This window comes from Novipirellula methanifontis (genome assembly GCF_052161655.1).
GTDB lineage: Bacteria > Planctomycetota > Planctomycetia > Pirellulales > Pirellulaceae > Novipirellula.
Window position 1 is genome coordinate 4,376,882 of the sequence record NZ_CP197418.1, and the last position, 18,552, is coordinate 4,395,433.

General features: G+C 54.5%; 15 protein-coding genes. 11 read left to right on the forward strand and 4 right to left on the reverse strand.

The genetic code is table 11. From position 1 onward, the window contains the following. Nucleotides 1-176 precede the first annotated feature (176 nt). The gene (locus SH528x_RS15430) at nucleotides 177-1,913 is read left to right on the forward strand and encodes a hypothetical protein (RefSeq protein ID WP_442511408.1); all 1,737 of its coding nucleotides are present in this window, start codon (nucleotides 177-179) and stop codon (nucleotides 1,911-1,913) included. A 704-nt stretch (nucleotides 1,914-2,617) separates the two neighbouring features. Then, on the forward strand, nucleotides 2,618-3,796 hold the full coding sequence (locus SH528x_RS15435; RefSeq protein ID WP_442511409.1) for a sialidase family protein: 1,179 nt from the start codon (nucleotides 2,618-2,620) through the stop codon (nucleotides 3,794-3,796). Nucleotides 3,797-4,289: 493 nt separating this feature from the next. Here SH528x_RS15435 and SH528x_RS15440 read toward each other — a convergent pair whose 3' ends face one another. The 3 genes from SH528x_RS15440 to SH528x_RS15450 all read right to left on the reverse strand — a co-directional run bounded on the left by SH528x_RS15440 (nucleotide 4,290) and on the right by SH528x_RS15450 (nucleotide 8,942). Then, nucleotides 4,290-5,423, reverse strand: coding sequence for a peptidylglycine monooxygenase (locus SH528x_RS15440; RefSeq protein WP_442511410.1), 1,134 nt, complete (start codon nucleotides 5,421-5,423; stop codon nucleotides 4,290-4,292). A 257-nt stretch (nucleotides 5,424-5,680) separates the two neighbouring features. Further along, nucleotides 5,681-6,769, reverse strand: coding sequence for a hypothetical protein (locus SH528x_RS15445; RefSeq protein WP_442511411.1), 1,089 nt, complete (start codon nucleotides 6,767-6,769; stop codon nucleotides 5,681-5,683). A 151-nt stretch (nucleotides 6,770-6,920) separates the two neighbouring features. Then, entirely contained in the window at nucleotides 6,921-8,942 is a 2,022-nt protein-coding gene (locus SH528x_RS15450) for an outer membrane protein assembly factor BamB family protein (protein WP_442511412.1), read from the reverse strand. 410 nt (nucleotides 8,943-9,352) lie between these two features. Here SH528x_RS15450 and SH528x_RS15455 point away from each other — a divergent pair, with 410 nt between their 5' ends. The 3 genes from SH528x_RS15455 to rimI all read left to right on the forward strand — a co-directional run bounded on the left by SH528x_RS15455 (nucleotide 9,353) and on the right by rimI (nucleotide 13,079). Continuing rightward, nucleotides 9,353-10,690, forward strand: coding sequence for a trans-sulfuration enzyme family protein (locus tag SH528x_RS15455; protein ID WP_442511413.1), 1,338 nt, complete (start codon nucleotides 9,353-9,355; stop codon nucleotides 10,688-10,690). 240 nt (nucleotides 10,691-10,930) lie between these two features. After that, nucleotides 10,931-12,097, forward strand: coding sequence for a trans-sulfuration enzyme family protein (locus tag SH528x_RS15460; protein ID WP_442511414.1), 1,167 nt, complete (start codon nucleotides 10,931-10,933; stop codon nucleotides 12,095-12,097). A 505-nt stretch (nucleotides 12,098-12,602) separates the two neighbouring features. After that, nucleotides 12,603-13,079, forward strand: a complete 477-nt coding sequence (rimI, locus tag SH528x_RS15465; protein WP_442512134.1) for a ribosomal protein S18-alanine N-acetyltransferase — start codon at nucleotides 12,603-12,605, stop codon at nucleotides 13,077-13,079. A 154-nt stretch (nucleotides 13,080-13,233) separates the two neighbouring features. On the opposite strand, the gene SH528x_RS15470 is transcribed toward rimI, so the two are convergent. Further along, entirely contained in the window at nucleotides 13,234-14,028 is a 795-nt protein-coding gene (locus tag SH528x_RS15470) for an SDR family NAD(P)-dependent oxidoreductase (protein WP_442511415.1), read from the reverse strand. A gap of 484 nt (nucleotides 14,029-14,512) precedes the next feature. Here SH528x_RS15470 and SH528x_RS15475 point away from each other — a divergent pair, with 484 nt between their 5' ends. The 6 genes from SH528x_RS15475 (at nucleotide 14,513) to SH528x_RS15500 (ending at nucleotide 18,499) form a co-directional block, all read left to right on the forward strand. Further along, a complete protein-coding gene (locus SH528x_RS15475) occupies nucleotides 14,513-15,370 on the forward strand; it encodes a DeoR/GlpR family DNA-binding transcription regulator (RefSeq protein ID WP_442511416.1) in 858 nt (285 codons plus the stop codon). 72 nt (nucleotides 15,371-15,442) lie between these two features. Next, complete coding sequence (gene pduL, locus SH528x_RS15480; RefSeq protein ID WP_442512135.1) at nucleotides 15,443-16,123, forward strand: phosphate propanoyltransferase; 681 nt, start codon at nucleotides 15,443-15,445, stop codon at nucleotides 16,121-16,123. 108 nt (nucleotides 16,124-16,231) lie between these two features. Further along, nucleotides 16,232-16,531 (forward strand): BMC domain-containing protein, encoded by a 300-nt coding sequence (locus SH528x_RS15485; protein ID WP_442511417.1) that lies wholly within the window; start codon nucleotides 16,232-16,234, stop codon nucleotides 16,529-16,531. Nucleotides 16,532-16,611: 80 nt separating this feature from the next. Further along, nucleotides 16,612-16,881, forward strand: coding sequence for a BMC domain-containing protein (locus SH528x_RS15490; RefSeq protein ID WP_442511418.1), 270 nt, complete (start codon nucleotides 16,612-16,614; stop codon nucleotides 16,879-16,881). Nucleotides 16,882-16,976: 95 nt separating this feature from the next. After that, nucleotides 16,977-18,164, forward strand: coding sequence for an acetate/propionate family kinase (locus SH528x_RS15495; RefSeq protein ID WP_442511419.1), 1,188 nt, complete (start codon nucleotides 16,977-16,979; stop codon nucleotides 18,162-18,164). Between the two features lie 23 nt (nucleotides 18,165-18,187). Next, nucleotides 18,188-18,499 carry a EutN/CcmL family microcompartment protein gene (locus SH528x_RS15500; protein ID WP_339941960.1) on the forward strand — a complete coding sequence of 104 codons (312 nt, stop codon included), beginning with the start codon at nucleotides 18,188-18,190 and terminating at the stop codon, nucleotides 18,497-18,499. Nucleotides 18,500-18,552 lie beyond the last annotated feature (53 nt).

Genomic DNA, 18,552 nt, shown 5'->3' on the forward strand with positions numbered 1-18,552 from the left:
TCAATCGAAACAACTTCCATTCGGCGTAGTGCGTTACGCGGTGGAACCGAAGCAAATCGGTCATGGGAAGACGGTTGTGACGAACCAAACGAATCTCGATGCCGGGTCAGTTGCTAGTGCGACTGGTCCAGGAAAGCTACGTCCAAAACCCGTATTGTTACCGTGGAGATTAGAAGATGAAAAGGTTATTGTTGCCTACGTTGACGATCCTGTCGATCGTTTTCGGGGTGAACTCAGCTAGCGCTGCTTATTGCAACGCTGTCAGCTATGAAGGCTGTAGCAGCTGCGGAAACGCAGTTGCTGATGGAAGCATTGTCGAAGGTGCACACGCAGGTGACGGAGCCATCGTTGATGGCGGTGCCGTTGCTGGTGGGTCCTACACCGTCATGCGAAATGTAAGCGAAACGGTTTACGAGCAAGTTCAAGAAACTCGCTACCGTACTCGCAATGAAACTTACTACGAAGATCAAGAAGTGACCGGAACCCGTACGGTTCCTGTTACCTCGACTCGTGAAGTTCAGTACACAGTGAACGTTCCTCACGTAGAAAATCGTACCAAGACGATCAACTACACCGTGATGAAGCCCGTTCACGAAACTCGTACGCGAGTGATCAACTACACGGTGCGCAAACCTGTTTATGAAAAGCACACCAAGACGATCAACTACACGGTCATGAAACCTGTGTACGAAACTCACCAAAAGGTGATCAACTACACCGTTCGCAAGCCTGTGTGGGAAACTCGCACCAAGACTGTGAACTACACCGTCATGAACCCTGTGCGTGAAAACCACAGCAAGACCGTCAACTACACAGTGATGGTTCCTGTTCGTGAGCAAAAATCGCGTACGATCAACTACACGGTTTACAACACCGTGCAAGAACAACGCGTTCGCACTGAAAACTACAGCGTTGTAGTTCCTCAGCAGTACACCAAGACCGTTACGGTCAACGGTGGCCATTGGGATACCGTTACTGAAACGATCCCTGGCAAAATGATGCGTCGTACCGTTCGTGAGCCCGGAACTTGGACTTACGATCCTGCGACTTGCCGATGCGTATACTGCCCAGGCAGCTGCCGCGTTGAATGTGTTCAAGGTTGCCCAACCACTTGCTGCAAGAAGGTTTGGGTTCCAACTTGCGAAACTAAGGAAATCTGCTGCACCAAGTACGTTCGTGAGTGCCGTACTCGTGAAGTACCTTACACCGTGTGCAAGCGAGTTCCTGAGTGCCGCACCAAGGTTTGCAACTACACCGTTTGCAAAATGGTTCCTGAGTGCCGTAGCAAAGTTGTCAACTGGACAACTTGCAAAATGGTTCCAGAATGCCGATCGAAGGAAGTTTGCTACAAGGTCTGCACAATGGTTTGCGAAAACCGTCAAAAGACCTGCAACTACACGACCTGCAAAATGGTTCCTGAGTGCCGCAGCAAAGAAGTTTGCTACACCACTTGCAACATCGTTTGCGAAAACCGTCAAAAGACCTGCAACTACACCGTGTGCAAAATGGTACCAGAATGCCGCACAAAGGAAGTTTGCTACAAGGTTTGCACGATGGTTCCTGAGTGCCGCACCAAGACCGTATGCTGCACGACTTACAAGAAAGAATGCTTCACAAAGATCGTTAAGGTTGCTAAGTGCCGCAAAGTTTGCGAGCCTTACACCGTAACACGTTGTGTTCCACGAGTTGTTTGCAAGCAAGTTCCAGTTCAAGTATGTGCTCCAGCTTCTTGCTGTGGCGACGCTTGCGGATCGTGCGAAGCTGCTCCTGTTTGCTGCCCAGCGACTGAAGGCCCTGTTCGTGGCTTGCTCCGTCGTCTGTTCAGCCACGGCAACTGCGGTTGCGATTCAGCATGTGGTTGTGACGCAGCTCCTTCTTGCGGTTGCGAAGCTACACCAGCTTGCGGTTGCTAGAAACACGGATTTGATCAGGCCCGACGCAAGGGAAGCCTGAGCAATACCGTAGGACGTTAGTGTTCCGAATAGGCGGGGTGAGACTCTCAAAAAGAGACTCACTCCGCTTTTTTCGTTTGATAGTGGGATAGGCTTCCAGCCTGTGATCAAGCACACTCACATTCCCAGATCCGATTTTCCCTTTCTCGATTGTCAATTTCGCTTTTTCAATCTCCCCACGTAGCATCCGCATTTTGAAGTTGCGTTTTTTTAGTAGGCCGGATCAAGCAAACGGTGTAAATGCCGGATCAGCGGACGCAATTGCGAATGTCATATCGGTCCGAGGCTGATTCGAAAAAGCTACCGTTTGCGCCGATCCGGCATGACCCTGCGTCCTTGATCCGGCCTACAACTCGCCAGTGGCCTTTTCAACGTGTGATTCTGCGGCAGTCCAACCTCCGCTGTTGCAAGCGGAGGGCCAAAGGACGAAGTGAGACTAGTCGTCAACGAGCATTGCGTGCTCTCAAAGTCTATACTGTTCACCTTGAGCCCTCGGTCAGTCACGACTATCTTGCAGTGGGCATGCGTCCTGCTGCAGCAATTTGATCTTTGGATTCAAGTTGGTATCTCGTTTGACCACCACCGCAGCGACCTGTTCCGTGATCGAGCGTGGCAGTGGGATGCCTGCTTTCTTAACCGTTCCTTCTGCAACAAACAGGAATCAAATGTCCCTAATCACGACACGCTCAACTCTTCGCATTACGGCTGTTGCGATCATGCTTTTGGGCGTCAGTTTGACTTCGGTTTGCGGCAGTGAAACAGAATCAAGCCTCGAGGCACATGAAACTATTTCGATTCCGACGATCGATATCTCGCGCGAGACAGAGCGTCACTCGATCGTAGCCCAAGGCACTCCTGAGATTTATCAAGGGCACCCCTGCACGGTCTTGCTTCCCGACGGCAAGACGATGTTCTGCACGTGGTCGATCAATCACGCGGGTCACCTCGGCCCGCTTGCCCGCAGCGATGATGGCGGCAAGACGTGGCGCGGCTTGCTTGATGTGCCTGATAACTGGCGGCAAGTGACCCAGACAACGCCAACGATCCACTATTTGGTCGATCCCGATGGCAAAGGGCGAATCTTTGTTTTCGGTGGCCTCGACTTTCCTGGACGACTTCGACAGGCGTACTCGGACGACGGCGGGATAACGTGGACACCGATGAAGGATACCGGTTTAACGGCCGAGTGTGCTCCGAAGACAATCATGTCGTTTGACAATGGCAAGCGTTTGGTGATGTGGTGCGACCGCCGAGGCCCTTTTGCCCTCAATCGCCCCGATGCCGAACCCTACATCTGGGAAGCCGAGTCGCGTGATGGCGGTCTTACTTGGTCGCCCGAACGTCCGGTGGTCCGCACCCAGTCGCGTTGGGGCCAGCCCGCAGTGATTAGATCGCCGGACGGAAAGCAACTCCTCATGGTGCTTCGTAACGAGGATTTTCACTCACTTTTTTCGGTAAGCAACGATGACGGGAAGAGCTGGAGCGAGGTTCGACAACTTCCGGCTGCGTTGACCGGTCACCGTCCCAAGCTGCTTTACGCTCCGGATGGACGTCTGGTGATGGTGATGCGTGACACAACAAAGACCTCGAAGACATACGGACACTTTGTAGCCTGGGTCGGGAAATATGAGGATGTCATCTCGAACCGTCAGGGACAGTATCGAATCAAACTGCTGCATAGCAACGCGGGTAGGGATTGTGGCTATTCAGGCTTCGAGTTGCTTCCTGATGGGACATTTGTCGCCACCACTTACATCAAATATCGCCCTGGTCCCGAAAAACACTCGGTCGTAACGACCCGATTCAAGCTTGACGAGATTGATCAGAAAGAACCGATGAAATAGGCCAAGCCGGAATAGCCTCGACGCTCTTGTCTGGCAGGTTTGTTCTCTCGATAGATTTTGCTGACACATTGCCCAAGAGCGATTTTGGGGAAGGTGCTTGTTGGACAGCCTATGATTTTACACAGTGCCGATTGAGGCGAAGCATTGCGTAGCACCGTGGTACACACACATTGAATTCAACTGTCCCATTTCGTGAGCCGAACGCGTTAGCGTCGGACCGCCGCGGGGTAACTCGTGGGTAAAAAGAGGCTCGCGGCTAGCGGACGGTTGATTTAGTGAGCCGTGACGCGTGAGCGGCCGGGTTCCACGCATTACCCCGTGCCTCACGGCCCACGGCTCACAAATACCATTTAAATTTCGATTTAACCGACAGCCCGCGGCTAGCGCCGTCGGCTCGCAAATGCAGGGTAGACAAAGAAATGGGACAGTCGAACTAACGATATTGACACTGGGCAGGCGTAACCAGGGACAGACTCGGACGCAAGTGTGTTGATCAAACCCGTTCGAGTTTTACCGGAGCCGTGCGTTCGCCATTCCACTGGCACACGTAAACGTTTTCATCCTCGTCAATGCAAACGTCGTGGCCGTGGTAGAACGTCCTTGCCTTGTCCTGCTTCACTGGCTGCAAAATCCCGTCCTTGTAATTGGGTTGCTCGCCGCCGGGGCAAGAGATCACCTGATCATCCTTGTCCATCACCATGGTGAATCCAGTCTGGTATAGCCACGGTTTCGGAATTTTGACCTCAGAGAAGTTGTGGCTCCAGCAAACCCCGGCGTAGACCAGGTCGCCATGGATCACCGGTCGGCAGATCTGCAGATTGGCCAAATTCACTGTCTTGAGCCACTTGCCATCAAGCGTGAAGTATTTGAAAGCTCGCTGGGAACGACTGGTCACGATCAGTCTGGGATTGACCGGGTCACGATCGTCCAGGGCAATGCCGTGCGCATTAGCCAAGTTGTAGTTTTTGTCTTCGTTATCGTGTCCGCCGAACTTCTGTATGAATTTCCCATGTTGGTCGTACCGCAGGATGAAGTCCGAGCCGTATCCGTCGGCAACGTAAATATCACCGTTGGGAGCCACCGCCGTTTCAGTGGGTTGAAATGGCATTTCGGGCGAGTAGGCTCCGACCGTCATCGGATGACTGATCGTGAATATCATCTTTCCATCGATCGTCATCTTGGCGATGTATCCGTTTTGGCGGACCATCGTCACTCCGTCTTGAAGGCTGCGGGCCCAGCCACTTTCGCTGACGTAAAGCATGTCGACTCCGCCCTCGTCGACCAGAGTCAGGCCATGACCACCGGGCCAGTAAGTGCCCCAGCTGTCTAGAACCTTTCCGGACTTGTCAAAGATGATGATATTGTTGCGTGGGTCGTCACCGATCATTACCAACCGCCCCTTCGCGTCCTGCACCATCTCGTGACAGTTGTCGATTGGAGTCCGAAACGGATTGAGCTGTGCCCATTCCTTGTTAACGCGATAGCGAAAATCACCGTGTCCGATCAGGTCCGAGTCGCTGCCCTCGTCACTGGCTGCTGCGTTCACCAAGGCCACGGATTGAGTCAACGCCGCGGTAGCAGCCGACGCAATGACACCGCTTTTAATAAAGGATCGGCGGTCGGACATGGAGGCTCCAGTTGGCAAAGGATGAACAGACGACAAGGGAAATCGTTCCAAAACGGCTCGCAGTATACCACAGCGTCATTGTCTCTTCAGCCCCTTCGAAACCATTACTGTCGTAGCGGAACTCGTCAAGAGTTTCGGTCATCCCAGAAAATGACAGCATCCCAGAAGACGAATGTCTTGACGACGTCCGCTACAACAAAATGTAACGCACCGGGAACATCGCATACTCTTTCACCCACTTCTCTTTGGTTGCCGTTTTACAACCGAATCAACCGAAACCCTTCGCGTCGCAGGTGCATCAGCCAGTAGTTGAGGGCGAGTGTCGTGCCGAGAAACAATGCGGGAGCGAGAAACGAAATTTTCCATCCAAAGGGTTGCATCTGCTGAAACAACAAACTCGCGGCACCCAGACACAAGCAACCACCGCCGATCAGCATGAAACGTTGACCGCCGGGTAACCCTCGCAACCAACCATATCCCAATAGATTGATTGCGATTCCCAGCGATAGGATTGTTGGCAGCACAAGGGACCATGACAACAATGCGTCGCGGTCAATCCCCGTTCTCGCCAGGATTGCAAACAGGATCGAGCAGGCGACTACCCACAGCATGAGTTGTCTGATCGAGTATTGTTCGCGGCGGGGGCCGGTTGTAGCCCACTGCAGCCACGATGAGAGTCCGGCATCGCCCCTCGTCACCGCCAGTCGTGGGGCGGGTTTCCCAAGCGCGCGACAGACCGCTTTGGCAACGCCTTGGGCAGTCTCCATCGTGATACCGCGTTGCTTGACGAAGTGGACGATCTCAGCGAAAGATGCCTGTTCTTGGTCGCTCTTGCTGAGTTCGACGATCCATTCATCAACGCTCCTTTCGCTCGCCAATCGCATCGGATGATCGCCTGCTTCCAGCGTCAACCGCTCCAGGCGAAAACCGAGCAACCTCAGCGGTACGCACAACAGTGCGAGGGAGAGCAGGAGAACGAGGGTAAACCCCAGCATGTTTGGGCGAATCTGATCGGTCACCGCTGGATGCACGTAGATACCAACGAGCAACGGCAGGATGCAAAACAAAATCAGGGTCACCATGCAAAACGTGAACGCCGCCGATCGATCCGCAGCGAACCCCGCGACAATGCACACCCACATCACCACGGCAACCGCAACTGCCAATTGGAGTTCGTCAGCAATCGCACTGGCAATCAATCCAAAAGGAAAAACCAAAACAATCGCCAGCGGCATGCGGAAGACCAATGGCAATGGTGTCCAAGCGAACCAGCCCGCAATCAACAGAAATGTGGCAATCAGTAGCCCAACGAACGCTCCAAAAAAAATGAGAATGAGTGTGGTCATGCAAGTTGCTCGGGCAGTTTCACGGTGCAGGTTGGGGGTGTGCTGCTGGCAACGTGGCAGTCGCTTTCTTTTCCGTTGCTGCGATTCGACATTGCTGTCGCCGCTAGTGCGGTATGCATTGAACATGCAGTGTCATGACGCACTTTTTGACTTAAGACCAAACCAAATCGTAACGGTAATCCAACAGCGCCGCAGTCGATCCGGAAAACAGTCCGAACGCGATTTGAATCATCACCCACTCGATCACGCGTGAACGCCAACCTGTTCGGTTTTGCCAATAACGCGTCACCACGAGGGCGGGAGCAGCGGCCCAGAATCCCCACAGAAAGAACCATTGCGTCACCAAACTCATCTGCCGACAGGCAACGAAATAGATCACGCAAGCGATCAGGAAGACTGCGAAACTGCTTCGTGATATCAGACTTGTCGGTCTACGAAATCCACTCAAGGGCGATCGAACGGGGCGTCGTAGTTCGCTCCGCTGGATCGCCAACGCGAACAAGGCAAATAGGGCCACCGGCCATGTGAACACAAAGTCCCCCATCAAGATGCTTGCCGGAGTTCCGACGACGATGCCCATTAACACCGTGACTGCCACAAATACGACTCGGCTTTGATCGAGCGTGATGCGTTGTCGAAAGGCCACAAAAGTGATCGCAGACAAAAGTCCCGCAACGCAAAGAATCGCAACTCCGCAGACGTACCAATTCCACAGCCAACGATAGGTCGGCGGATCCATCGCATATTCGGGTTCGACGCCCAGCAACAGCGAGTAGTCTCGCACCTCGCCTTGAGGGATCTCGGCAGCGGTCGTCCAATTTTCGGGCGTTTGCGACTTGGGTTCGCCGACGAATAAACAAACCGCGTGGCCGTGGTTTCGCACAAACAAGCGTCCTTGATCCAATGCCGGTGCGGTCCAACTGATTTCGCCTCCCAGAACTCGCACTCGGCCTCGTTCGATGTACTGATCGGGATTGGCCTCAGCTAAAATCAAATCACCGAGATCGTTTAGCAGAAACAGCTTGCCATCGGCCGCAATCACACTGGCGTGGCCCACCACTTCCGCGTCTCGGTTGGACTCGAAATCTGTTTTTCGCCGCGTTTTGGCGATTCCATTGGCCCATTGTTGTTGTCCGGTTAGAAAGTCGAGACAACGGAAACAGCCTCGCGTCGGCCGGTGGGCTTTCGATTGGGCCTCGGCGACGTCGAAGCCATACAAGTAGCCATCCACCAAAACGCTTGAGGAGACATCGTTGGACATCACGGAGCTTTGCCATACGGTGCTGCAGGCAGCGTCGCCAGAGTCATCAGCGGATCGCCCGCTCAATTTCCATAGTTGCGATCCCGCTTGAAACGGAGCCGAGGTCCAAAGATATGGTTCGTCGTAGATCGGCCAGGCGGAATGTTCGTCGTAGCCATTGGACAGATGCTCGCTCCACAATCGCTCGCCCGTTTTCAGGTCGTATCCAACCAAGTCGTTCTCGAGATATCCGATCACTTGTGATTGCCCGTCGATCGTGATCGGCATCGCCGGGGTGTAGCTGGCCGGTTCATCGCCGGATTTCCAAACGATCGACCCATCGTTTTGATCCAGAGCCACCATGCTGCCGCCGACCGCTCCGATCGGCAGAATCACTTTGCCATCGATAACGGTGGGCGAGCATGCGTAACCGAATTCGGTTCCCTTGCCGCCCAGTTCCGTGGTTAAGTCGCGTGACCAGACGAGTTTGCCCTCGAGGGAAAGACAGGAAACCGCGCCGGAGGGAGTCGTGAAGAAGACGTGGTCGGCCGCGATCGTCGGTGTGCTACGTGGGCCTGGGTACAGCCCAGTCGGTTGGAAAGGCCAATCGTAGCGGTAACGCCAAATCGTCTCGCCCGTCTCGGCATCCAAACAGAGCACAAACTGGCCGCTCAAAGTTTGGTACTGGGTGTAGACTCGGTTGTCGGCGATCACAAATCCGGAATAGCCTTGGCCGAGTTCTTTCGACCAAAGCACCGGGGGCCCCTGGGTTGGCCACTGGTCTGCTAGTCCGGTTTCGGCGGAGCGGCCGTCATAGTGGGGGCCGCGAATATGCGGCCAACCTTGCCGGGGTTCCTCCGCGAATGCCGAGTAGCCAAAAAACAGGCATAGTATCGGAATCCAGACGCGGAACGTTTTTCGGCAACAGCTCATTTCGCCATTGTCCTCTGAAGTTGACAGCACGCCAAGCACGGCCGGGCGAGGCCGTTTTGTAGCTACCTTCGCCAGAAGGTGGTGATTCTTATTTATGCGGCAACCATCCACGCTCTGGCGAGCGTAGCTACAAAACCCAAATGCCGCAATTTGCCGTCTATAAATGCTTCACAGCGTTGGCCAAAACAGGTAACTAAATCAGCCGTCTCCACAGGGGGGCGGAATGTGAAACTTTGGCGGTCCTGTCAGTCGACCGATCCGCCGCACAGTTAGCTTCGATGGAATTTTGGGAAAACCCTTGTCGAGTTGCCCTTGGGCGGATAGCCTATTTCTAACGTGAATGGGCGACCTCGGCGGAGGTTCGTCACATTGGGATTTGCGGCCGCTTGCAGCCTAACTGCTAAAGAGCCATGACAAAAAATATGACGATTGATTCAGACGCGGCCAAATTGGGTCGCACAGGTGATTCCGCACTTTCAGCGGACACGAACTCGGGTGCGGATTGTGCCGCGGAAAACTCTTCTGCAGCCAAGCACTCTTCTCCAAAACCCTCGCCTCGCGGGCTGGCTAACGAGCAATCGCTCGGTGCGTCGACCCAGTGCGTGCACAGTGGCGAACAGCGGCAAAAAGCCGAAGGTTCGATTACCGCTCCGATCTACGCGGCGTCGACGTTTACTTTTGACTCGACCGCGTCGCTGTTGCGTTTCGTGAATGGCGAAGACGAACGCGAAGAGTACGGTCGCTACGGCAATCCCAACGAAAAAAGTGTCGAAGCCAAATTGGCGGCACTCGAAGGGGCCGAAGAGGCGATTCTGTATAGTTCGGGCATGGCCGCGATTGTCGGTCTGTTGATGGCGAAGCTGAGCAGTGGCGACGAAATCGTGTTCTTTGACCAGTGTTATCATCGCAGTCGCGAATTTTGTGCAAAACATTTGTCGCGGTTTGGCGTGGTGACACACCAAGTTCCGACGGGCGATTTCGAGGCACTCGAAGCCGCGATCACGCCACGGACCAAGATGTTGGTCAGCGAATCGCCGACCAATCCGCATTTGACGACCATCGATTTGGAAAAGTTTGCGGCGGTTGGCAAGTCCAACGAAGTCGAAACGTTGATCGATGCGACTTTGGCGACTCCGTTCAACATCAAACCGATCGGTTATGGTGTCGATTATGTGTTGCACTCGGCAACTAAGTATCTCGGCGGCCATAACGACTTGCTTGCCGGCGTGATTTGCGGACGACACGAGCAGTTGGAATCGGTTCGATCGCTGCGTGGAGTGCTTGGCGGAGTCAATTCGCCTCACAACTTGTACTTGCTCGAGCGAGGACTGAAAACGTTTGCACTGCGGATGCAGCGGCATAACGACAACGGAATGGCGATCGCCGAGTTCTTGGAGGCCCACCCACGTGTGGACCGTGTCTATTACCCGGGATTGAAATCGCATCCGTCGCATGAATCAGCGGTGGCACAGATGCGTGGCTTCGGCGGATTGATCACGTTTACGGTCAAAGACGCGGATTGGGAAGAGACGTCGCGAATCGTGGACGCTGCGAAAATTCCGCGAATTGCCGCCAGTTTGGGCGGAGTCGAATCGCTGATCGAGCAGCCGTTGGTGATGAGCTACTATCACTGCACCCCCGAAGATCGAGTCCGGTTCGGGATCGCCGACAACATGATTCGCATGTCGTGCGGGATCGAAGACACCGAAGATCTAATCGCCGACTTGGCCCAAGCGCTCCAGGCGTAAGCCCAATGTGGGATAGGGCTGGCCGTAGTGGATCTTGCTAAAGATCCCCATGCTGCCGGATCTTTAGCAAGATCCACTACCCTGAAATGAAGGCTGGGCAAACTATTGCCAGCCGTCCCGATGGGCGACAGGCTAGAAGCCTATTCCGCCCAGTCGGACGCTACTTTTGCGGAGCAAAAGGCGACTCTCTCTTTCCGAAAGTCTTGGCGACTTTCGCTACGTTGAATCAAATACGGCATCATGAATCATTCTGACGATCTGAAGAAAACGACCTTCCGCACCCGCGCGATCCACGTCGGTAACGAAGTGGACCCTGCGACCGGAGCGGTCGTTCCACCCATTCACCTTGCCAGTACGTTTCAGCAACCGGGCGCGGGCGAGTGGGGCGAGTTTGATTACTCTCGCAGCGGAAATCCAACTCGCCGCAATCTGGAAACGACGTTGGCGTCACTCGATGGAGGCTGCGGGGCACTCGCGTTTTCATCGGGAATGGCCGCGATCCACTGCGTTACGATGTTGCTTCGCAGCGGTGATCATGTCGTGGCCGGTTGCGATTTGTACGGCGGTGCCTATCGATTGCTGCACAAAATCTGTGATCGTTCCGGAATCGAGGTCACCTTGGTCGACATGACCGATATATCCGCCGTTGAATCCGCGATCACAGACAAAACCAAATTGGTGTGGGCCGAAACGATCGGCAATCCAAGATTGTCGATTCCTGATCTTCGCAAGATTGCCAAGGTCGCTAAATCCAAAAACTGCTTGACCGGCGTCGACAACACGTTCGGAACTCCGGCGCTGATTCGGCCGCTCGAAAGTGGCATCGATATCGTCATGCACTCCGCGACCAAGTACTTGGGCGGGCACAGTGATTGTTTGGGGGGCACTTTGGCGGTCAGCGACAAATCGCTTTACGACCAACTGTATTACATTCAAAACGCGACCGGGGCGGTGTTGGATCCGCTGAGTTGTTTCCTGGTTTCTCGCGGTTTAAAGACGCTCGATTTGCGAGTCCGCGAACAATCCGCGACGGCGCTACGTTTGTCGCAGTGGCTCGAGTCGCACCCGCGAGTCAAAACGGTTTTGTACCCAGGTCTTGCCTCGCATCCCCAGCATTCGCTCGCTGCGGAAACAATGGATGGTGGTTTCGGAGCCATGGTGACGTTCGAATTGGACGCGGATAAGAAGGAAACCGCCAAGGTTTGTGGATCGACGAAACTGTTCCATTTGGCGGTCAGTCTCGGCGCGGTGGAATCGTTGATCGAACAGCCCGCGACGATGTCGCACGCCAGTTACGATGCGGCGGATCGCGAGAAGTTTGGCATCACCGATGGACTGATTCGATTGTCCGTGGGACTCGAGTCGTTCGAGGATTTGCAAAACGATCTGGCGCAAGCGATCGGCTAAGCAGGTCTATATGTGCATTGACGCTCGTTCCCAGACTGCTGTTTAACGCCGTGAACGATTTTTTTTAAAGCCTTCGTGCTTCTTTGGCGTAGCGGAAGTCGTCAAGACTTTCGTCCCCCAGCAAAATCCTCCGAAACTCTTGACGAGTTCCGCTACGAAATCGATCACAGCGTTGGGCTCCCGTTTTCATTATTTTCGCAGGCAGCAGCGTGGGAACTAGTGGTGACGTTCACCGAGAAGTGGCGCTAAAGCACTGCGTTTTGCGTGAAATTCATGTGAAATCTGCGATCGCCCTAATCCTTTTCAAGAAATTCTCAGACAGCTCCCATTCCGTATTGGTCCAATTTGGGGCATCTGCTAATCTTCGCTTGTCGTTGGTGACGACACTATTTTCGCACCTTGGGGATGCCATGAGGGCAAGCCACCCCTAAGGTCTTTGGTTCATTCAGGTGGAAAGGAGTCCAGCATGGATACCAAGCAGGCTGTAAACACTCACATTCGTTGGATGATTCGCCGAGATATGCCGGCGGTCCTGGGCATTGAGAACAAGAGCTTTGAGTTCGCTTGGACCGAAGACGACTTCATTCGCTGTCTCCGCCAACGCAACTGCATCGGTATGGTCGCCGAAGTGGACGATCAAGTTGTTGGGTTCATGATCTATGAACTTCACAAAAACCGTCTGCACGTCTTGAACTTTGCCGTTCATCCCGACGGACGTCGCAAAGGTGTCGGTCACGCAATGCTAGGCAAGTTGCTGGGCAAGCTGTCGCACGAGCGTCGCAACCGCATCATGTTGGAAGTTCGCGAGACCAATCTCGAAGCTCAATTGTTCTTCAAGTCGGTTGGCTTCAAGGCAATTTCGGTGCTCCGCGATTTCTACGAAGACACGGTCGAAGACGCCTACTTGATGCAGTTCCGCTATCAAGCTTCGGTCGAAGAACTTGCTCAACCGCACAATCGCATCACGCGAATGGCCGGCTAAACTGTGGGATAGGCTTCCAGCCTGTCATCGGCAACACCATCATGCGTAGCGAAACTCGCCAAGAGTTTCGTCCCTGCAATGTGGGATAGGCTTTCAGCCTGTCATCGGCAACCCCATGCTGGATGACAAGCTGGAAGCCTATCCCACATTAGCACTATCTGGCGTTGGCTTCTTCAACGCGGTACATCTCTTTGAACGGCAACTGAATGCCGCCATCGATGGTGATTGTGCTGCCGGTAATGTACTGGCTTTCGGGATCGCACAAAAACACGACACCGCGACCGATCTCTTCGGGTTCGCCTAGCCGTCCGAGCGGCAATTCGTTGCCCTTTTGCTCGAGCGTCTCTTCGCTAAAGAATTTTCGTTCCCCAGGAGTATTGGTCCAGCCCGGGTGAATGATGTTGCAGCGAATCCCGTATTGAGCCAATTCGCAAGCGGCGGTCCGTGCCATTTGGTCGTTGGCTGCTTTGGCCATGTTGTAAGCCATTGCACCCGGCATCGCGATGTGCGCGTGCGGGCTGCTGACGACGATCAAGTTGCCGCCGTTGCCGGCATCGACAAGCTTCTGGGCACCGCGGCGGATCAGATAGAACGCGCCCCACATGCTGATGTCGATCGTCTTGCGGAATTCATCTAAATCCGTCGCCAACATCGTGTGTCGATCGCTATAAGCTGCATTACTGACCACGATATCCAAACCACCAAGCAGTTCGGCGGCTTGATCAACCAAGTCCTCGGTTTGTTGTTGGTCGGCCATGTCAGCTGCGACTTTGAAAGCCCGCACGCCATGGGCTTCGCACGCTGCGACCGCTTCGTCGGCTTCGCCTTCGTGGCTACGGTAGTTGATCACCACATCGGCCCCTGCTTTGGCGAGCTGGATCGCAATACCGCGTCCGATTCCGCGTGAAGCGCCGCTGATGACGGCCCGTTTGCCTTTCAAATTGCTCATGTTGTCTCTTGGTTTTGTGGGGGCGCGGATCGTCGCTGATCGCTCCGCGATTTTGGCGTGGCGCTAGCTTGTGTGTGCTGGATCTTGGTAACGGCGCGTCGGTTTTATGAGCCGTGACGCGTAAGCGGCCAGGTTTTAAAAGCGGCGGGCGTTATGCGTTACCCGATGCCTTACGGCCCACGGCTTACAAAATTGGCGATTGACGAATTTACCCGATTCATGCCGCTTCTGCATTGGGAGAGGCTTCGAGTCTGTCTGCGATTCTTTTCCGCTACCGTCCTCGGCATGTTTGCCGCGATTCGCCACTCAAAATGCCCATGATGGTCGATCCCGGACACACCCCAAAATGCTCAATCCACCCAAATAGTTTGCAGAAAAGCTCCCATATCGCGATATAGGTGATTGATTTCCGGCAAAAATGAGAGAAAACTATCATTCATAGTAAAATACGCGGCTTAGGAAGACTTCGTGGCGAGGAGGCCAGGTGACAACCAAATCACGACGAGACCAGCTCCGCGAGTTGATCCAGACCCGTGGCTTTGCGGCACTGGGCGAACTTGCCGAGACATTGAACGTCAGCGAATCAACCATTCGCCGCGATTTAGAAGAGTTAGAGAAGGCGGGAGATGCTCGGCGGACGCACGGTGGTGTGTTCTGGACAGGCAAGACCGCGACGATGCGAGTGTTTGGCAATCGCCGAGACACGATGTGGCCTGCCAAAAGTGCCATTGGGGCGGTGGCTGCGGAGTTGATCGACGATCACGACACGATTTTGCTCGACGGAGGAAGTACGACTTACGAGTTGGCGAGGCATTTGGTCAAGCGACCGCTACAAGTGGTGACGAACAGTTTGCCGGTGGCTCATCTGCTTTCCTCGAGTGAGTCGATCGATTTGATCATGATCGGTGGGTGCGTTCGGGGACGAACCGCAGTGGCGATTGGCCCGATGGCTGACTCGATGCTTCACACGCTGAATGTGGGAAAGGCATTTCTGTCGGTCGCAGGGATTAACGAACGAGGCTATTTCAACAGCGACATGATGCTGGTGGAAAGCGAGAAAGCGATGATCGCCGCGGCGGACCAATCGATCGTGGTGACTGACAGCAGCAAGTTTGGCAAGGTGAGTCTGAGCCGGTTATGCGGGTTAAACGAAGTGAACGCCGTGGTAACCGATTCGGGAATTGATTCTGAGTGGAAAGAACGTTTGGAAACGTCGGGGGTCGGACTAATCTTGGCGAATCCGTCGGGACGAAACGAACACGTCGCGTCGCGAACCGGGCTGAATGCTGCGGGGATTGACGAGTCTGGCGATGACGACATGGAAACAAAACAACAAAGTTAAAACACAGCAATGACGCAAACAATCGATCGCAATCGTATCGAAAACCTTGTCCGCAGCGCCGTAATGGCGTCGATGGGCGGTGCTGGCACAAGCAAGTCGTCCAATGGCTATGCGGGGGTCTCCGCAAAAATGCCTCCGGGTTGGGTCGACGGCAAGCCTAATTTGCGAGTCAGCATTTCGGCCCGACACGTCCATTTGACCGACGAACACGTCGAGATCTTGTTTGGAGCCGGCAGCGTGCTGGAGCCTGACAAGGATCTGTACCAAGACGGATTTTACGCGGCAAAGCAAACCGTGATGGTCGTGGGACCTCGCCGCCGTATGCTGCCGAACGTACGAGTGCTGGGGCCAACACGTCCGTTTAGCCAAGTTGAATTGGCACTGACCGACTCGATCTCCTTGGGCATTAACGCACCGATTCGCCACAGCGGCAAGATCGAAGGCACGCCGGGCTGCGTTTTGGTGGGGCCTGCGGGAACCGTCAAACTCGATCAAGGCGTCATTCGTGCGGCGCGACACGTTCACATGAACTTCGCCGACGCCGATCATTTTGGCGTCAAGAACGGCGACATGATGCAGTTGAAAATCAAGAGTCCTGATTGCAGCGTCGTGTTCGAAGATGTGTTGGTGCGAGCCGATGAAGCCGCGAAGCTCGAAGTCCATATCGACACCGACGAAGGCAACGCATGCAATCTGGAAGCAGCCAGCGAAGTGCTGCTTCGCAAAGACGATTGTGCCTGCAAGAACCATTAAGGCGATGGGCCCGCGGCTAGTGCCGTCGGCTCACGCGTCTGATTTTCGAATCAAAACATAACCTCCTATCCATTCAGTTAGTTCCTCTACTCCTAAGGTAATACTCCTATGGCAAAAGTTAGTGAAGCGCTCGGCATGATCGAGACGAAGGGCTTTATCGCTCTTGTAGAAGCATGCGACGCGATGATGAAGGCTGCCAATGTTCAGTTCCTCGGTTGGGACAAAGTCGGCAGCGGTTTGGTCACCGCTTTCGTCACAGGCGACGTTGCTGCTGTTAAAGCAGCCACCGACGCCGGAGCCGCAGCGGCAGGCCGTATCGGTGAAGTCGTCAGCGTGCAGGTGATTCCTCGTCCTCACGACGACTTGGGCAAGGTTCTGAAACTATCGGCTCCAGCGAAGAAGTCTTAAGTGCTTCTAGCGGACGGGGCGATTCGCCCTGCCAGTCCTCTCTTTAAAAAATCCAATCCAAAAATTAAGAAAAACAGAACATGAACGATGCAATCGGTTTGATTGAAACCAAAGGTTTGTTGGCCCTGATCGAAGCAACCGACGCGATGGCGAAGGCTGCAAACGTAGCAATCGTCAAGCGAGTCGACATTGGTGGTGCTTATGTCACGACCGTTGTCAGCGGTGACGTCGGCAGTGTCCGTGCAGCCGTTGAAGCGGGTGCGAACGCAGCTGCACAAGCTGGCGAACTCGTTGGCAGCCACATTATCGCTCGTCCTAGCGAAGGCTTGGCAGCAGCTTTTTTGTCGTAGAGTCGGATTCAACGTCTGAGTTTGAATCCGCATCGACGGGCGGTCTGTCGATGCAGCGAATGGAATCCTTGTCTCCTACCCACGAAGAGCCTGCAGTGCTAGTTCTCGTAGCCAATCTTGGTTCGACCAGTTTCAAGTATCGCTTGTACGATATGTCCGACGAGCGTTGTTTAGCGCGCGGTGCGGTCGATCGCATTGGGGATACCGAGAGCAAATGTACCGTTTCGATCGGCGAGTGGTCGGACGAGCGAACGATGTCGGTACCCGATCACGGGGTCGCCGTCGAAGCTTGTTTAGCTCAATTGACCGATCCCGAGCACGGCGTGCTGAAGGATGCGTCCGAGGTAGCGGCGATTGGATTCAAGGCAGTTCATGGTGGCCGGATGTCAGGCGTGTTCCGCGTGAATGCGGAAGTGCTTGATGCGATGGCGGAAATGAATGCAGCCGCGCCGGCTCACAACCCGCCGTACATTGCCGCGATGAAGGCGATGCAGCAGCGGTTTGCGGATCTGCCATTGGTGGCGGCGTTCGAGACTGACTTTCACCAAACGATCCCAACGGCTCGCAAGGAATACGCCATTCCTCGCGAATGGGCCAACGAATTTCATATTCGTAAATGGGGTTTCCATGGTGCTAGCCACCGCTTTATCGCCACGCGAAGTGCGGAGCTACTCGGTCGCGATGACGCTCGTGTAATCTCGTGTCACTTGGGCGGCAGCAGTTCGATTACGGCGATCCAGAATCGACAAAGTGTGATGACGACGATGGGAATGACGCCGCAAACGGGGTTGCCACAAAACAACCGCGTCGGTGACTTTGATCCCTTTGCGTTGCCGCTGATTATTGAGCGAACGGGAATGACGCTCGACGAGACGCTGGCTCATCTGGCAAGCCAAGGAGGCTTGTTGGGGCTGAGTGGACGTAGTGGAGATATCCGCGACGTCGAAGAAGCAGCCGAGCAAGGCGATGCGGGTTCGCAATTGGCACTTGATGTGTTTGTCGAAGAGATTCGGCGGCATCTCGGTGGCATGATCGTGGCACTCGGTGGTGCCGACGCGATCGTGTTTACCGCAGGCATCGGTGAGAACGACGATCTGATTCGCGGACGTGTGTGCGAAGGGCTCGAAGAGCTTGGCATTGTCGTGGATCCGGCTGCGAACAAATCGCTCAAGGGCGAAGCAACGTTTCACGCCGAATCGAGCCGGACGGCGTTGTGGGTGATCCCCACCAACGAAGAGATCATCGTGGCTCGGCAAACTGTATCCGCGTTGCAACAAGCGTAGGCAAATAGGAACTCCACCCAAACATGTTTATCGCAAAAGTAACTGGATCGATCGTCAGCACTCAGAAAGTGAGTTCGATGACAGGTCACAAATTGCTGGTCGTCGAGCCTTACCGGCTCGAAGGCGAGAAACGCGATCGGCTGGTCACGACCGGACGAACGTTTATTTCCGTCGACACGATCGGCGCGGGCGAAGGCGATTTTGTGTTGGTGGTGCAAGGCAGCAGTGCACGATTGACTCCTGAAACCAAACCGCTGCCAATTGATGCCTGCATCATCGGCATCGTCGACACGGTTCACATTGACAAACTAAGCGTCTACGACCGAGACAAGTAGTCGCTGCAGAGCGACGCATCCTCTCTCCCCAATACAGACGTTCAAAACGCAGA

Bases quoted from the DNA above. Each gene is read 5' to 3' on its own strand.
- SH528x_RS15430 (WP_442511408.1), top strand. From the start codon at position 177: ATGAAAAGGTTATTGTTGCCTACGTTGACGATCCTGTCGATCGTTTTC.
- SH528x_RS15435 (WP_442511409.1), top strand. From the start codon at position 2,618: ATGTCCCTAATCACGACACGCTCAACTCTTCGCATTACGGCTGTTGCG.
- SH528x_RS15440 (WP_442511410.1), bottom strand. From the start codon at position 5,423: ATGTCCGACCGCCGATCCTTTATTAAAAGCGGTGTCATTGCGTCGGCT.
- SH528x_RS15445 (WP_442511411.1), bottom strand. From the start codon at position 6,769: ATGACCACACTCATTCTCATTTTTTTTGGAGCGTTCGTTGGGCTACTG.
- SH528x_RS15450 (WP_442511412.1), bottom strand. From the start codon at position 8,942: ATGAGCTGTTGCCGAAAAACGTTCCGCGTCTGGATTCCGATACTATGC.
- SH528x_RS15455 (WP_442511413.1), top strand. From the start codon at position 9,353: ATGACAAAAAATATGACGATTGATTCAGACGCGGCCAAATTGGGTCGC.
- SH528x_RS15460 (WP_442511414.1), top strand. From the start codon at position 10,931: ATGAATCATTCTGACGATCTGAAGAAAACGACCTTCCGCACCCGCGCG.
- rimI (WP_442512134.1), top strand. From the start codon at position 12,603: ATGATTCGCCGAGATATGCCGGCGGTCCTGGGCATTGAGAACAAGAGC.
- SH528x_RS15470 (WP_442511415.1), bottom strand. From the start codon at position 14,028: ATGAGCAATTTGAAAGGCAAACGGGCCGTCATCAGCGGCGCTTCACGC.
- pduL (WP_442512135.1), top strand. From the start codon at position 15,443: ATGGGCGGTGCTGGCACAAGCAAGTCGTCCAATGGCTATGCGGGGGTC.
- SH528x_RS15485 (WP_442511417.1), top strand. From the start codon at position 16,232: ATGGCAAAAGTTAGTGAAGCGCTCGGCATGATCGAGACGAAGGGCTTT.
- SH528x_RS15490 (WP_442511418.1), top strand. From the start codon at position 16,612: ATGAACGATGCAATCGGTTTGATTGAAACCAAAGGTTTGTTGGCCCTG.
- SH528x_RS15500 (WP_339941960.1), top strand. From the start codon at position 18,188: ATGTTTATCGCAAAAGTAACTGGATCGATCGTCAGCACTCAGAAAGTG.